Source organism: Streptomyces sp. GSL17-111 (genome assembly GCF_037911585.1).
Lineage (GTDB): Bacteria > Actinomycetota > Actinomycetes > Streptomycetales > Streptomycetaceae > Streptomyces.
Window position 1 is genome coordinate 1,584,454 of record NZ_JBAJNS010000001.1, and the last position, 14,097, is coordinate 1,598,550.

The 14,097-nt window shown below is 74.0% G+C and carries 13 protein-coding genes; 1 reads left to right on the forward strand and 12 read right to left on the reverse strand.

Features of this window, described 5'->3' with window-relative positions; all coding sequences use genetic code 11:
* Window positions 1-202 precede the first annotated feature (202 nt).
* From thrC to V6D49_RS06760, 6 genes are all read right to left on the reverse strand, one after another.
* Entirely contained in the window at window positions 203-1,291 is a 1,089-nt protein-coding gene (gene thrC, locus V6D49_RS06735; RefSeq protein WP_340557979.1) for a threonine synthase, read from the reverse strand.
* A 5-nt stretch (window positions 1,292-1,296) separates the two neighbouring features.
* Window positions 1,297-2,598: a homoserine dehydrogenase gene (locus V6D49_RS06740; protein ID WP_340557980.1), complete on the reverse strand. Its 1,302-nt coding sequence runs from the start codon at window positions 2,596-2,598 to the stop codon at window positions 1,297-1,299.
* Between the two features lie 148 nt (window positions 2,599-2,746).
* Window positions 2,747-4,138 carry a diaminopimelate decarboxylase gene (gene lysA, locus V6D49_RS06745; protein WP_340557981.1) on the reverse strand — a complete coding sequence of 464 codons (1,392 nt, stop codon included), beginning with the start codon at window positions 4,136-4,138 and terminating at the stop codon, window positions 2,747-2,749.
* 19 nt (window positions 4,139-4,157) lie between these two features.
* A complete protein-coding gene (locus tag V6D49_RS06750; RefSeq protein ID WP_340557982.1) occupies window positions 4,158-4,934 on the reverse strand; it encodes a DALR anticodon-binding domain-containing protein in 777 nt (258 codons plus the stop codon).
* A gap of 49 nt (window positions 4,935-4,983) precedes the next feature.
* Complete coding sequence (locus V6D49_RS06755; RefSeq protein WP_340557984.1) at window positions 4,984-5,454, reverse strand: response regulator; 471 nt, start codon at window positions 5,452-5,454, stop codon at window positions 4,984-4,986.
* A gap of 117 nt (window positions 5,455-5,571) precedes the next feature.
* Window positions 5,572-6,492 carry a patatin-like phospholipase family protein gene (locus tag V6D49_RS06760; protein ID WP_340557986.1) on the reverse strand — a complete coding sequence of 307 codons (921 nt, stop codon included), beginning with the start codon at window positions 6,490-6,492 and terminating at the stop codon, window positions 5,572-5,574.
* A 163-nt stretch (window positions 6,493-6,655) separates the two neighbouring features.
* Here V6D49_RS06760 and V6D49_RS06765 point away from each other — a divergent pair, with 163 nt between their 5' ends.
* Entirely contained in the window at window positions 6,656-7,312 is a 657-nt protein-coding gene (locus V6D49_RS06765) for a DedA family protein (protein WP_340557988.1), read from the forward strand.
* 87 nt (window positions 7,313-7,399) lie between these two features.
* Here V6D49_RS06765 and V6D49_RS06770 read toward each other — a convergent pair whose 3' ends face one another.
* The 6 genes from V6D49_RS06770 to V6D49_RS06795 form a co-directional block, all read right to left on the reverse strand.
* On the reverse strand, window positions 7,400-9,193 hold the full coding sequence (locus V6D49_RS06770) for a S8 family serine peptidase (RefSeq protein WP_340557989.1): 1,794 nt from the start codon (window positions 9,191-9,193) through the stop codon (window positions 7,400-7,402).
* 166 nt (window positions 9,194-9,359) lie between these two features.
* On the reverse strand, window positions 9,360-10,031 hold the full coding sequence (locus tag V6D49_RS06775; protein ID WP_340557991.1) for a histidine phosphatase family protein: 672 nt from the start codon (window positions 10,029-10,031) through the stop codon (window positions 9,360-9,362).
* The gene (locus tag V6D49_RS06780; RefSeq protein ID WP_340557993.1) at window positions 10,028-11,116 is read right to left on the reverse strand and encodes a phosphotransferase family protein; all 1,089 of its coding nucleotides are present in this window, start codon (window positions 11,114-11,116) and stop codon (window positions 10,028-10,030) included. The genes V6D49_RS06775 and V6D49_RS06780 overlap by 4 nt, the downstream gene beginning before the upstream one ends.
* Window positions 11,113-11,865, reverse strand: coding sequence for an SDR family oxidoreductase (locus tag V6D49_RS06785; RefSeq protein ID WP_340557995.1), 753 nt, complete (start codon window positions 11,863-11,865; stop codon window positions 11,113-11,115). The genes V6D49_RS06780 and V6D49_RS06785 overlap by 4 nt, the downstream gene beginning before the upstream one ends.
* Window positions 11,862-12,749 (reverse strand): SDR family NAD(P)-dependent oxidoreductase, encoded by an 888-nt coding sequence (locus tag V6D49_RS06790; protein WP_340557996.1) that lies wholly within the window; start codon window positions 12,747-12,749, stop codon window positions 11,862-11,864. Before V6D49_RS06790 ends, V6D49_RS06785 begins: the two co-directional genes overlap by 4 nt.
* On the reverse strand, window positions 12,746-14,005 hold the full coding sequence (locus tag V6D49_RS06795; RefSeq protein ID WP_340557998.1) for an acyl-CoA dehydrogenase family protein: 1,260 nt from the start codon (window positions 14,003-14,005) through the stop codon (window positions 12,746-12,748). The genes V6D49_RS06790 and V6D49_RS06795 overlap by 4 nt, the downstream gene beginning before the upstream one ends.
* Window positions 14,006-14,097 lie beyond the last annotated feature (92 nt).

A 14,097-nucleotide genomic window follows, 5' to 3' on the forward strand; every position in this document is an offset into this window, starting at 1 on the left:
GCGACAGCGCGCGGCAGTGGCCCTTGGCACATGCGTGCGCGGCGGGCGGGGATGACAACAGCCTATCGAAGGAAGGTTCAGTGGCTCCACAGGGCGCACGGGAGGCGCACGATGCGTGTCGTGCACCAACCCGTGCTTCCACTGGGGAACCCGCTGGACCGGCCGGGGAGAAGGCGGGGTGGGACGGGGGCGACGGGGGCGGTCAGGCCAGGCCGAGGCGCGCGGCGGCCGCCGCCGCGTCCACCGGGACGGTGACGGGCTGCGGAGCCCCGGCGACGGCCCAGTCCGGGTCCTTGAGCCCGTTGCCGGTGACCGTGCAGACGATGCGCTGCCCGGGGTCGACGCGTCCGGCCTCGGCGGCCTTCAGCAGCCCGGCGACGGACGCGGCCGAGGCGGGCTCGACGAAGACGCCCTCCTGAGCGGACAGGAGCCGGTAGGCGGCGAGGATCTGACGGTCGGTCACCTCGTCGATGAGGCCGCCCGAGGCATCCCGCGCGGCCTCGGCGAGCTCCCAGGAGGCGGGGTTGCCGATGCGAATCGCGGTGGCGATCGTCTGCGGGTCCTTGACCGGCTCACCGCGCACGATGGGGGCCGCGCCGGAGGCCTGGAAGCCCCACATGCGCGGAGTCCGCGTGGCGATGCCGTCGGCCGCGTACTCCTGGTAGCCCTTCCAGTACGCGGTGATGTTCCCGGCGTTGCCGACGGGGAGGACGTGCAGGTCGGGGGCGTCGCCGAGGCGGTCGACGATCTCGAAGGCGGCGGTCTTCTGCCCCTCGATGCGCACCGGGTTCACCGAATTGACCAGCGCCACCGGGTAGTTGTCGGACAGGCCGCGCGCGAGGGTGAGGCAGTCGTCGAAGTTGCCGTCGACCTGGAGGATCTTCGCGCCGTGGACGAGGGCCTGCCCCATCTTCCCGAGTGCGATCTTGCCCTGCGGGACGAGCACCGCGCAGACCATCCGCGCCCGGACCGCGTAGGCGGCTGCGGAGGCGGAGGTGTTGCCGGTGGAGGCGCAGATGACGGCCTTGGCGCCCTCCTCCCTGGCCCGGGTGATCGCCATCGTCATCCCGCGGTCCTTGAAGGAGCCGGTGGGATTGGCGCCCTCCACCTTGAGATATACGTCACACCCGGTGCGTTCGGAGAGCACCTGGGCGGGGACGAGCGGCGTACCGCCCTCGCCCAGGGAGACCACCGGCGTGGTGTCGTCGACCGGCAGCCGGTCGCGGTACTCCTCGATGATGCCCCGCCACTGGTGGGTGGCGGCGGCGGGGGCGCCTACGGTTGCGGACATCTCTCTCATTCCCCTTCGACCCGCATGATGCTCGCCACGCCGCGGACGGTGTCCAGACGGCGCAGCGCCTCGACGGTCGCGCTGAGGGCGGCGTCGGATGCTCGGTGGGTGACGACGACCAGGGAGGCGTCACCGGCGACGCCCTCCTTGCCCTGCTGGCGGACGGTGTCGATCGACACCCCGTGCTCGGCGAAGACGAGCGCGCACTGGGCCAGCACGCCGGACTTGTCGGCGACGTCGAGGCTGACGTGGTAGCGCGTGACGACCTCGCCCATCGGGCTGACCGGCAGCTGGCTGTAGGCCGACTCCCCGGGCCCGCGGGCCCCGCTCAGCTTGTTGCGGCACGCGGCGACGAGGTCGCCCAGCACGGCCGAGGCCGTGGGCGCACCACCGGCGCCGGGGCCGTACAGCATGAGCTGCCCGGCCGCCTCCGCCTCGACGAACACGGCGTTGTACGCCTCGTGGACGGAGGCCAGCGGGTGGCTGAGCGGGATCATGGCCGGGTGGACGCGGGCGGTGACGCTGCGGCCGTCGGCCGCGCGCTCGCAGATGGCGAGCAGTTTGACGGTGCAGCCCATGCGGCGCGCGGAGGCGATGTCGGCCGCGGTGACCTCGGTGATGCCCTCGCGGTGGACGTCGTCCAGGCCGACCCGGGTGTGGAAGGCGATTCCGGCGAGGATGGCGGCCTTGGCGGCGGCGTCGAAGCCCTCGACGTCCGCCGTCGGGTCCGCCTCGGCGTAGCCGAGCGCGGTGGCCTCGTCCAGGGCCTCGGCGTACCCGGAGCCCTGGGTGTCCATCCGGTCGAGGATGAAGTTGGTCGTGCCGTTGACGATGCCGAGCACGCGGTTGACCGTGTCCCCCGCCAGCGACTCGCGCAGGGGCCGCACCAGCGGGATCGCCCCGGCGACGGCCGCCTCGTAGTAGAGGTCCGCGCCGTGCTTCTCGGCGGCCTTGTGCAGGGTCGGCCCGTCCTCGGCGAGGAGCGCCTTGTTGGCCGACACGACGCTGGCGCCGTGCTCGAAGGCCGAGGTGATCAGCGTCCGGGCCGGCTCCAGGCCGCCGATGACCTCCACGACGACGTCGACGTCCTCCCGTGCGACGAGCCCCTCGGCGTCCGTGGTGACCAGGTGCTCCGGCACGCCCGCGCGCACCCGGCCGGGCCGGCGGACGGCGATGCCGGCCAGCTCCACGGGTGCGCCGATGCGGGCGGCGAGGTCGTCCGCGTGCGTCGTCATCAGGCGCGCCACCTCGGAGCCGACCACTCCACAGCCCAGCAGCGCTACCCTCAGCGGACGCGTACGCATCATCTGACCTCGATTCTCGTCAATGTCGGTGCTACAAGTCTCACCCACCGGACCGGGCTTTCCCTGCGGGGTCCAGCATGTGAAATGTCCTTCTCACGGTGTGTGCGGACGCGCGTCGCGCGGGTGCGGCCCGACGACGCGCGGGGGCCGTTCACCCCACGTCGAGCCGCAGCAGGTCCTCCTCGGTCTCACGGCGGACGATGACGCGGGCCGCGCCGTCGGACACGGCGACGACGGGCGGGCGCGGCACGTGGTTGTAGTTGCTCGCCATCGACCGGCAGTAGGCGCCGGTGGCGGGGACCGCCAGCAGGTCGCCGGGTGCCAGGTCGGCGGGCAGGAAGGCGTCGCGCACGACGATATCGCCGCTCTCGCAGTGCTTGCCCACCACCCGGCTGAGCATCGGCTCGGCGGTGGAGGCGCGCGAGGCGAGGGCGACGGTGTACTCGGCGTCGTAGAGCGCGGTGCGGATGTTGTCCGACATGCCGCCGTCCACGCTCACGTAGGTGCGCAGCTGCGGCAGCGGCTTGACGGTGCCGACCTCGTAGAGGGTGAACGTCGTCGGCCCGGAGATGGCGCGTCCCGGTTCGACGGACAGGCGGGGCACGGTCAGACCGGCCAGCTCGCACTCGCGGCGCACGATCTCGCCCAGCGACGTGGCGATCTCGTGCGGCTCCCGGGGGTCGTCCTCGGCGGTGTAGGCGATGCCGAGGCCACCGCCCAGGTCGATCTCGGGCAGCTCGACGCCGTGCTCGTCGCGCACGTCCTTGAGCAGCCCCACGACGCGGTGGGCGGCCACCTCGAAGCCGGAGGTGTCGAAGATCTGCGAGCCGATGTGCGAGTGGACGCCGAGCAGCTCCAGCGCGTCGAGCTTCAGGGCGCGGCGTACCGCCTCGGCGGCCTGCCCCCCGGCCAGCGGGATGCCGAACTTCTGGTCCTCGTGGGCGGTGGCGATGAACTCGTGGGTGTGCGCCTCGACGCCGACGGTGACGCGGATCTGCACCTTCTGGCGCACGCCCAGCTCGGCGGCGAGGTGCGCGACGCGGGCGATCTCCTGGAAGGAGTCGACGACGATCCGTCCGACCCCCGCCTCCACGGCGCGGCGCAGCTCGGCGGTGGACTTGTTGTTGCCGTGCAGCGCGATGCGCTCGGGCGGCATGCCGGCGGCCAGGGCGGTGGCCAGCTCGCCGCCGGTGCAGACGTCGAGGTTCAGCCCCTCCTCGCGCAGCCAGCCCACGACGGCGCGGCACAGGAAGGCCTTCCCGGCGTAGAAGACGTCGGCGTCGTCCCCGAAGGCCTCCCGCCAGGCCCGGCAGCGGGCCCGGAAGTCGGCCTCGTCCAGGAAGTAGGCGGGGGTGCCGAACTCGGCGGCGAGGTCCACGACACTCATTCCGCCGACGGTGAGCACGCCGTGCTCGTCGCGGGTGGCGGTGTGCGGCCACACGGGGGCGGCGAGGGCGTTGAGGTCGGCGGGCGGCGGGGTGTAGTGCCCCTCGGGCAGCACGTCGGCGTGGCGGGGCCCGGCGGGGTGGGCGGAACGGCTCATGGCTTGCTCGTGAGTCCCCTCAGAGGTGGTCGGGTGCGCTGATGCCGAGCTGGGTCAGGCCGCCGGCCAGCACCGCCCCGGTGGCCTCGGCGAGGGCCAGGCGGGCGCGGTGGGCGGCCCCGGGTTTCTCGTCCCCGACGGGCAGGACCGAGCGCTGCGGGGGCGCGTACAGCACGTCGAAGAAGGCGTCGGCGGTCTTGACGAGGTGCCGGGCGAGGGCGGCGTCGGCGAGGCGGGCGGCGTCGGCGAGGAGCGCGGTCAGCACCTCCTCGGCCGCCCCGGACAGGGCGCCCGGTCGGGCCGTGAGGCCGAGGGCGCGAGCCCCCTCGCGCAGCGCGACGGTGCGCGCGCGGGCGTACTGGACGCGGAAGAGGGGGCTGGACGGGCGGCGCGCGAACGTCGGCGGCTCGCCGGTGAGGGCGGCCCAGCGGGCGGCGTCGCGGGCCGGGTCCTCGGGCAGCGTCGCGGGCCGGGGGCGGGCCAGCAGTGCGGCGACGAGGCCGACGCCCCGGTCGACCAGGGTGATGTTCAGAAAACCGGGCCCGCAGACCTCGACCCGGGCGATGCCGGGCTCGGCGGCGAGCCGGTCCCGCAGGACGGCGGCGACCTCGGCGGCGGGCCGGCCCGTGCCGGCGGCGAGGCGCAGCGCGAGGTTGGAGGCGTAGTCGGCGTCGCCGTGCGGGGGGCGTCGCAGGGTGACGCGGTCCGGTGGCTCGGCGGGTCCGGGCAGCGCTCCCTCGGCGACGGCACGGCTCCACGCGTGCCGCACGGTGCGGGAGAGCTGCGCGGGGGTCACGGGGCAAGGGTAAGGAGCGCGGGGCGAACCAGGCGAATCCGTTTCAGCCTCAGGGACGCCTGACCACGTAGGCCGCATCGTCGAACACGGAGGGCGACGAGGGCAGCTGCGGGGGGACGCCGGTCGTCCGGAGCGCCTGGTGTTCCCGGGGCGTGCCCCCGCCGTGGCGCAGGCGGCGCACGAGGCGGACGAGCTCGGCCGGCTCGAAGGGCTTGGCCAGGTAGGCGTCGACGCCGCGTCCGGAGCCGGACCGGGAGCAGGCGCTGACGATGGCGACGGGGATGTGCCGGGTGCGCGGGTCGGCGTGGAGCTGTTCGGCCGTGCGCAGCCCGTCCAGCCGGGGCATGGTCACGTCGAGGGTGATGACGTCGGGGCGGACGTCGTGGACGACGTCAAGGCACTCGGCACCGTCGGTCGCGGTCAGCACCTCGAAGCCGTCCAGTTCGAGGTTGACCCTGATCAGCTGCCGGATCACCGTGCTGTCGTCGACCACCAGCACCCGGCCGGATGCACCTGCCACCCCGTCAGGGTAGGTGGCCCTTAGTGGACCCGTCCGACTTTTCCGCTTTTCCGCCCGGGCGGGGCGACCGGGCGGGGCCGCCGGGCGGGGCGACCGGGCGGAACGCTGGCGGGCGGCTCACGTCCGCCAGACGGCGGCCACGGCGTCGACGGACGCGGCGGCCTGGGCACGTCCGGCGCGGGCCGCCGGGGCCCGGCGGCCCGGATCGAGCGGATTGCGTCCGAACGCCGCGCGGGCCGCCGCGTCCGGGATCACGACGGCCACCTGAGTGCCCGCCGCCCGCAGGCCCGCCACCTGGTCCCGCAGGGTGGGCATCGGGCCGACGGCCCGGTGCATCGGCGCGAGCACGATCACCCGTTCGCAGCCCTCGGCGAGGTCGGCGTTGACGAGGGACCGGGCGCCCCCGTCCATCCAGCGGCGCCCGCCGATGGCGACGGGCGGCCACACGCCGGGCACCGCACAGCTGGCCGTCACGGCGTCGACGAGCTCCGCGCCCGCGTCGGCGTCGAACGCCCGGAACGCGCCGCTCTCCGCGTCCACCGCCGTGACGAGGAGCCGCCGCTGCGGCCAGGTGTGGGACGGCAGTCGCTTCCCGATGACGGTGCGCTGGTCGGCGACGTCGTGGGTGCGGGCGGCCAGGGCGATGCGGCCCAGCCGCACGCCGAGGTCGGCCGCGCTCCGGGACCGGCGGAAGGCCAGGGCGAAGCGGCCGAGCGTCACCGGCCCGACCCGGGCCGCGTGCCGCTGCCCCTCGGCCCCGGCCGGGGGCTGCGGCGGGGACGTGGCGGCGGGGCGGCCCGGACCCCGGGGCTGCGGGCGGGGCCGCGCGGCGGGGCCCAGCTGCCGCGCGTACAGCTCGTCCAGCGTGCACAGGCCCGAGGTGATCTGGGCCCCGACGAGAGACCCGGCCGACGTGCCGATCACCACGTCGGCGTCGCTCACGTCGCAGCCCGCCTCGGCGAGTCCGGCCAGGAGTCCCGTCTCCCAGCCGATTCCGGTCATCCCGCCACCGCCCAACACCAGTGCCGTTCGGCCCATTTCACCCCTCCACCGCCCACCCGGGAACTCCCGCGGTGCGCATGACGTTGGGGGCGGGGGCGACCCCGCCCGCTTCGGCGGCGACCCCCGTCCCGGGGCCCGTCGCGCCGCACCATAGGTTCTTCCACAGGAAGGCCTCGAACTCAATCCGTGAAGGCTGTGCATGCGCTCCTTGAATCTGGCCCTGGAAGGCGAGCCCACCGGTGGTATCGCGGGCTGGGCCACCTCTCTGGTGGAGACCATGGGCGGGCCGGGCGCCGGCCTGGCGATCGCGCTGGAGAACCTCTTTCCCCCGCTCCCCAGTGAGATCATCCTGCCGCTGACCGGCTTCGCCGCCGGGCAGGGTGTCCTGACGCTGGCCTCCGCGCTGTTCTGGACGACGCTCGGCTCCGTCGTGGGGGCCGTGGCCCTGTACTGGATCGGCGCCCTGCTCGGCCGGGACCGCATGTTCGCCGTGTGGGACCGGCTGCCGCTGGTCAAGACGGCCGACCTGGTGCGCACGGAGGAGTGGTTCGCCAAGCACGGCAAGAAGGCGGTGTTCCTCGGCCGGATGGTGCCGGTCTTCCGCAGCCTGATCTCGGTCCCGGCCGGCGTGGAACGCATGTCGATGCCCACGTTCCTGGTCCTGACGACGCTGGGCAGTGCGATCTGGAACACCATCCTGGTCCTGGCCGGTTACTGGCTGGGCGACCAGTGGCACATCGTCGAGCAGTACGTCGGCGTGCTCTCCAAGGTGGTCGTCGTCCTGACGGCGGTCGCCCTCCTCGTCTTCCTCGCCCGCCGCATGAAGCCCGCCTCCGGCCGGCACCGGCGGTCCTGAGCCGGACCGCGTGACGCAGCACGCGAGGGCGTGCCCGGGGCACCGGGCACGCCCTCGTCATGTCGGGGCCTTGGTGTCGGGGGCGGTCTACTGGGGGAAGCAGAAGGTGCTGGTGCCGAAGTTCCAGCACTGGAGGGTGCGGGTGGCGGTGTCGGTCTGACCGGCGGTGTCGGTGACGGTGAGGCGGACGGTGTAGTTCTGCTGGGCGGCGGGGTAGCGGTGGGAGACGGTGGCCCCGGTGCCGCCGGTGCCGTCGCCGAAGTCCCAGCGGTAGGAGGCGATGTCACCGTCGGGGTCGCTGGAGCCGGAGGCGTCGAAGTCGCAGACGTCCTGCATGCAGAAGGCGGTGAAGGAGGCGGTGGGCTCCTCACCGGCCGGGGGCCGCCCGGCGCGCACGGTGCGGGTGGCGGTGTCGCGGTTGCCGTCTCCGTCGGTGACGGTCAGCGTCACCTCGTAGCTCCCGGCCGCCGCGTAGGTGTGCGAGGGGTTCACCCCGCCGCCCGACTCCCCGTCGCCGAAGTCCCAGGCGTAGGAGGCGATGTCACCGTCGGGGTCGGAGGAGCCGGAGGCGTCGAACGCACAGCTCGGCTCGGACTCCGAGCACTGGGCCGTGAACTCCGCGCTGGGCTCACCCGGCTCCGGAGCACCGCCCAGGCCCGACACGTCCAGCAGCAGGTTCGGCGAACCACCACCCGGGTTGCCCACCACACCCTGCTCGGCCGCACCCACGATCGCGTCCCGCACCTCACGCGGAGACGCGCCCGGGTTCCCCTCCAGGTACAGGGCCGCGGCACCGGCGGCGTGCGGGGCGGCCATGGAGGTGCCGCTCATGGTGCTGGAGCCGGTGTCGGAGCTGTGGCTGGCGGAGGTGATGTTGCCGCCGGGGGCGAAGAGGTCCAGGCAGCGGCCGTAGTTGGAGAAGCTGGACCGGCCGTCGCCCCGGTCGGTCGAGCCGAGCGTCAGTGCCTCGGGCACGTCGCCGGGCGAGGTCCCGCAGGCGTCGGTGCTGGAGTTGCCCGCCGCGATGGCGAACTGGATGCCCGCGTCGATCGCCCCCTGGGTGGCCTCGCGCAGGGCCTGCGGTTCGGCGTTCGGGCCGCCGGAGGTGAGGCTCATGTTGCCGACGGAGGGACCGTCGGCGTTCTGCGCGACCCAGTCCAGGCCCTCGATGGCGTCGCGGTCCGGTGCGCTGCCGTCGCAGCCGAGGACGCGGACGGCGACGAGGTCGACGTCCTTGGCGACGCCGTACTCCGCGCCGCCGATCGTCCCGGCCACATGGGTGCCGTGGCCGTTGCAGTCCTGCGCGGTGCCGTCCTCGTCGACGAAGTCGTAGCCGTGGGAAGCACGGCCCTCGAACGTCCGGTGGCTCGTGCGGATGCCGGAGTCCAGGACGTAGGCGGTGACGCCGCTGCCCGTGCCCGGGTAGGCGTACGCGTCGTCCAGCGCGCCGTCCACCCGGTCCAGCCCCCAGGACGGCGGCGCGGGCTGGGTGTCGCCGGCGGCCCGCACGAGCTGCGACTGCTGGACGTACTTCACCTGCGGGTCGGCGGCCAGGCGTCGGGCCTGCCGCGCCGTCATGTCCGCCGCGAAGCCGCGCAGGACGCTGGTGTAGACGTGGTCCGCCGCGCCGCCGTAGCGGTCGGTCAGCTCCTCGGCCTGAGCGGCCACCCGCGCCTCGGCGCTCGCGGCGAGCGACGTCGCGCCGTCGAGGACCACGATGTACTGGCCCTCCAGCGCCCCCGGCGCACCGGCGCCGACGACCGGGCCCTCGGCCGCGTGCGCCGGGCCCGCCGCCAGGCCCACACCGGCCAGCGCGGCCGTCATGGCCAGACCCGTGCACCAGGCCGTCAGCCGACGGCGCCGTGTTCGGACGAGCTTCATTGCCTGCCTCCGCATCGATGGCGACACCACGGCGTCCCCGGCCGTGGCGCCCCCACGATGGGGCCGCGGGCCGGCCGGAACAATCCGGACAACGGTAGGTAGGTGCCGCTTAGGTGACCGCGGAGGTGTCGCGTGGGTGCCGTGCCGAGGCGCCCCGGGGCGGGCGTCAGCGGTAGGTGAGGAGGGCGGGCGTCGCGTCGAGGTGGTCGTGGGCGTTGAAGGTGACGCAGGTCAGCCCGCGTCGCCCGGAGATCACCTTCGTGACACCGGTGTTGACGGTGACGGGGTTGAGGGCGCGCCACAGGGAGGCGTCACCGGCCAGCAGGCGGGAGACGACGAGCGAGACGGGTCCGCCGGACGTCACCACCAGCGTCGTCCCGCTCCGGGGGGCGCGCTCGGCGGCCCGCGCCAGGGCGGCGTCGACGCGGGTGGTGAAGGCGCCGAACGGCTCGGCGTAGTCCGCGTCGTGCTGCCCGCCCGTCCAGCGGGCCGTGGCCTGCTCGAACAGCTCCTGGAAGGCGCGCGGGGAGGCCAGCCGCCCGGCGGCGTCCACGAGCGGGGTGTGCGCGTCCATGACGCGCAGGTGGTCGAACTCGTCCCAGCCCGCGTCCGTCTCCACCTCGGGCGGGTCCGCCCAGCCCGCGCCCGCCAGCAGCGCCGCCGTCGTCTGGGCGTGGCGCGTGAGCGCGCCGCGCACCAGCCGCCCGGGGACGACGCCCCGGGCGGCCAGGGACGCGCCGAGGAGGCGGGCCTGCTCGTGGCCCGCCTCGGAGAGCGCGTCGTAGTCGGCGGCTCCGAAGGACGCCTGGCCGTGGCGGACGAGCAGCAGCACGCTCACCGGCCGGCCCGCCGCATCACGCGCAGGCAGCGGCGTTCGAGCAGCCGCGTCATGAACCAGAAGTGCCGGAAGGCCGGGTTCGTGGTCTGCCGGTGGTGGTAGCGGTAGTAGATCTGCTGGCAGATGACGGCGAGCCGGAAGAGGCCGAAGACCTCGTAGAACGCCCATTCCCGCTCGGTGAGGGTCAGGCCGGTGCGGGAGGTGTAGTAGGCCACGACCTCCGCGCGGGTGAGCATGCCGGGCAGGTGTGTCGGCTGGCGGCGGAAGCGCCGGAACACCGGCCCGTCGCCCGCCTCGACCCAGTAGGCCAGGGCGCCGCCGAGGTCCATCAGGGGGTCGCCGAGGGTGGCCATCTCCCAGTCGAGCAGACCGACCGGACGCGTCGGGTCGTCGGGGTCGAGGACGACGTTGTCGAAGCGGAAGTCGTTGTGGATGAGGCAGGTGCGTCGGTCGCCGGGCTGCTCCGCGTCCAGCCAGGCCATCACCTTCTCGAACGAACCCACGTTCCACGTCCGGGCCTTGCGGTAGCGCTGCGACCACCCGGCGACCTGCCGGGCGACGTAGCCCTCGCCCTTGCCCAGGTCGGTGAGGCCGGCCTCGTCCGGGTCGACGGAGTGCAGCGCGATCAGCAGGTCGAGGACGTTGACGCACAGCTCCCGCGTCCGCTCGGCCGTGAGCTCGACGTCGGGCGGCAGCTCCTTGCGGGGAATGGGCCCGGCCAGCCGCTCCATGACGTAGAACCGCGAGCCGATGACGGACTCGTCCGCGCAGAACGCCACCATCGCCGGGACGAACGGGAAGACGGGCGCGAGCCGCTCCTGGATGCGGTACTCGCGCCCCATGTCGTGGGCGCCCCGGGCCTTCTGACCACGCGGCGGACGGCGCAGGATCAGGTCGCGGCCGGGGTAGCGCAGCAGGTACGTGAGGTTGGACGCGCCGCCGGAGAACTGCCGCACCTGCGGCGCGCCCTCCAGGCCGGCCGGGTCGTCGGCGTGCTCCCGCAGCCAGCGGGCGACGGCGTCGACGTCGAAGGCGTCCTCCTCGCGGACCTCACGGGCTCCGGAAACGCGCTCGGCCCCGCTCACACCAGCCTCCGGACGACGGAGAGGGGCAGGACGCGCATGGCCAGCCCGATCGGCACCCACGGCCAGGCCGGCACGTACGCCTTGACGCGGCGCTTCTCGATGGCGGCGACCATCGCCCGGACCCCGGTCGGGGTGTCGACCATGAAGCGCGTCTTCTGCGCCACGTGGGCGTTCATCTCCGAGCGGATGTAGCCGGGGTAGATGACCGACACGTCCAGCCCGGGCACGCGCTCCGAGCGCAGCCCCTCGGCGAGCGCCGCGACGCCGGCCTTCGTGGCGGCGTACGTCGTCATGGCCTTGCGCATGCCGCGCAGCGCGGACATCGAGGAGATCATCACCAGGTGGCCCCGGCCCTGGGCGCGGAAGACCTCCAGGGCCGCCTCGCTCTGGGCGAGGGCGCCGACGAAGTTGGTCATCGCCGTCTGCCGGTTGGCGTCGTGCCGCCCGGTGCCCAGGGCCGCGCCCTTGCCGAGGCCCGCGTTGACGATGACGCGGTCGATCGTGCCGAAGTCCTCGGCGAAGGCCCGGAAGACGGTGTGGACGGCGTCCCCGTCGGTGACGTCGAGGGCCCGCACCTCCACCCGGCGGGCGGGGTGCGCGGCGGCGATCTCCTCCACCAGCGCCTTCAACCGGTCGGTGCGCCGGGCGCACAGCGCCAGGTCGTACCCGAGCGCGGCGAACTGCCGCGCCATCTCCTCACCGAGGCCGGCGCTGGCCCCGGTGATGAGGATCGTGCCCTTGCCGCTCATGCCGTCCGCTCCTGCTCCCGCTGCTCGTCCGTCGACCGGTCCGATGTGTGCCGCCGGTCCGGTCCGTCCTGCTCCAGCCGTGCCTCCCCCTGTCGGATGCGCTGCCCGAAGCCGTACATCTGCCGGTCGTACAGCGGCCGCAGGAGCCGCTTGGCCCAGTACGCGCGCCGTCCCGGCCCGTCGGTGAGGATGACCGGTCTGCCCTTGCGGATCCCGGCCATGACCGTGGCGGCGATCTGGTCGGCGTCCAGGGGGGACCTGCCGATCAGCCGGGTCGCCACCTGCTCCATCAGGGGGTCGCTGCCGGGCAGGGACGCCGCGAGGTTGGTGCGGAAGAAGGACGGGCAGACGACGGACGTCGTCACGCCGTAGGGCGCGAGCTCGTAGCGCAGCGTCTCGCTCAGCGCGACGACGGCCGCCTTGACGGCGTTGTAGGAGCCGCTGGCCGGCGGGTGGGTGAGCCCTGCCATGGAGGCGGTGTTGACGATGTGCCCGGAGCCCTGCCGCTTCATCAGGGGCGTGAACGTGCGGCAGCCCCGCACGACGCCGAAGAGGTTGATGTCGGTGATCCAGCGCCAGTCGTCCATCGGGAGGACGTCGATGCGCCCGCCCGCCGCGACCCCGGCGTTGTTGACGAGGACGTCCAGGCCGCCCCAGTGCTCCTCGACCCAGGCGTGGGCGGCGGCCCAGTCCGCGTCGGAGGTGACGTCGAGCCGTAGGAAGGCCTCGCCTGGGGACGCCGCGCCTGGGGGCAGCGCGCCGGGCCGGTCCGCCGGGTCGGTGCGGTCGGTGACGAGGACGCGGTCGCCCTGGCGGGCGAAGGCGGTCGCCAGCGCCGCGCCCAGCCCGGAGGCGCCGCCGGTGATCAGGACCCGCCGGCTCATCGCCGCGCCCCGTACTTGGCCAGCTCCAGCCGGGCGACCATGCCCCGGTGGACCTCGTCGGGCCCGTCCGCCAGCCGCAGGGCGCGGGCGGTGACCCAGGAGGCGGCGAGCGGGAAGTCGTCGGAGAGCCCGGCGCCGCCGTGCAGCTGCATCGCGAAGTCGATGACCTGCTGCGCCATGTTCGGGGCCGCGACCTTGATCTGGCTGACCTCGCTCAGCGCGTGCAGCGGTCCGCCCTGGTCGAGCTTCCAGGCGGCGTGCAGGACGAGGAGCCGGGTGGCGTCGATGGCGATGCGGGCGTCCGCCACGCGCTCGCGGTTGCCCCCGAGGTCGACCAGCGGCTTGCCGAAGCCGACCCGGGACAGGCCGCGCTCGCAGGCGAGCTCCAGGGCCTTCTCGGCCAGGCCGATGAGGCGCATGCAGTGGTGGACGCGGCCGGGGCCGAGGCGTCCCTGGGCGATCTCGAAGGCGCGGCCCGGTCCGGCGATGACGTGGGACAGCGGCACGCGGACGTCGGTGAAGGAGACCTCGCCGTGGCCGTGCGGTTCGTCGTGGACGCCCATCGTCGGCAGCATGCGCTCGACCCGCACGCCCGGGGTGTCGCGCGGGACGATCACCATGGAGTGCCGGTGGTGCTTGTCGGCCTCCGGGTCGCTGAGAGCCATGACGATGAGCACCTGGCAGTCGGGATGCCCGACGCCGGTGGACCACCACTTGCGGCCGTTGACGATGACCTCGTCGCCCTCGACGACGGCCCACAGGGCCATGTTCGTGGCGTCGGAGGAGGCCACGTCGGGCTCCGTCATGCAGAAGGCGCTGCGGATGCGGGCGTCGAGCAGCGGTTCGAGCCACCGCTCGCGCTGTTCCTCGTTGCCGTACTTGAGCAGCACCTCCATGTTGCCGGTGTCGGGGGCGTTGCAGTTGAAGACGTGCGGGGCGAGGAAGGAGCGCCCGGTCTCCTCGGCGATCGGCGCGTAGTCGGTGTTGCTGAGCCCGGCTCCGCCGTCGGTGCCGTAGCGCTCCGCGTAGGGGCCCTCGTGTCCGGCGGGCAGGAAGAGGTTCCACAGCCCCTGGGCACGGGCCTTGGCCCGCAGCTCGGCGATGAGGGGCAGCGGCTCCCAGGGGTCGCCGGCGCCCTCGCGGCGGGCGGCGATCTCCCGGTGATAGGCGGCCTCGGCCGGTTCGATCTCGGCGCGGATGAAGGCTCGCACGCGCTCGGTCAGGTCGGCCGCACGAGCTGAGGGGGCGAAGTCCATGGGCCGACCCTAGGACGTTGTTGAGCGTTGCTCAATAGCGTCGGGATCAGAATCACACCGGCCGCACTGTGCACGTGCACAGTGCGGCCGGA

What these genes read in the sequence shown, in the direction of transcription:
- V6D49_RS06790 (WP_340557996.1), bottom strand. Translation starts at nt 12,749, where the DNA reads ATGAGCCGGCGGGTCCTGATCACCGGCGGCGCCTCCGGGCTGGGCGCG.
- V6D49_RS06795 (WP_340557998.1), bottom strand. Translation starts at nt 14,005, where the DNA reads ATGGACTTCGCCCCCTCAGCTCGTGCGGCCGACCTGACCGAGCGCGTG.
- V6D49_RS06760 (WP_340557986.1), bottom strand. Translation starts at nt 6,492, where the DNA reads ATGGGCCGAACGGCACTGGTGTTGGGCGGTGGCGGGATGACCGGAATC.
- thrC (WP_340557979.1), bottom strand. Translation starts at nt 1,291, where the DNA reads ATGTCCGCAACCGTAGGCGCCCCCGCCGCCGCCACCCACCAGTGGCGG.
- lysA (WP_340557981.1), bottom strand. Translation starts at nt 4,138, where the DNA reads ATGAGCCGTTCCGCCCACCCCGCCGGGCCCCGCCACGCCGACGTGCTG.
- V6D49_RS06785 (WP_340557995.1), bottom strand. Translation starts at nt 11,865, where the DNA reads ATGAGCGGCAAGGGCACGATCCTCATCACCGGGGCCAGCGCCGGCCTC.
- V6D49_RS06765 (WP_340557988.1), top strand. Translation starts at nt 6,656, where the DNA reads ATGCGCTCCTTGAATCTGGCCCTGGAAGGCGAGCCCACCGGTGGTATC.
- V6D49_RS06770 (WP_340557989.1), bottom strand. Translation starts at nt 9,193, where the DNA reads ATGAAGCTCGTCCGAACACGGCGCCGTCGGCTGACGGCCTGGTGCACG.
- V6D49_RS06740 (WP_340557980.1), bottom strand. Translation starts at nt 2,598, where the DNA reads ATGATGCGTACGCGTCCGCTGAGGGTAGCGCTGCTGGGCTGTGGAGTG.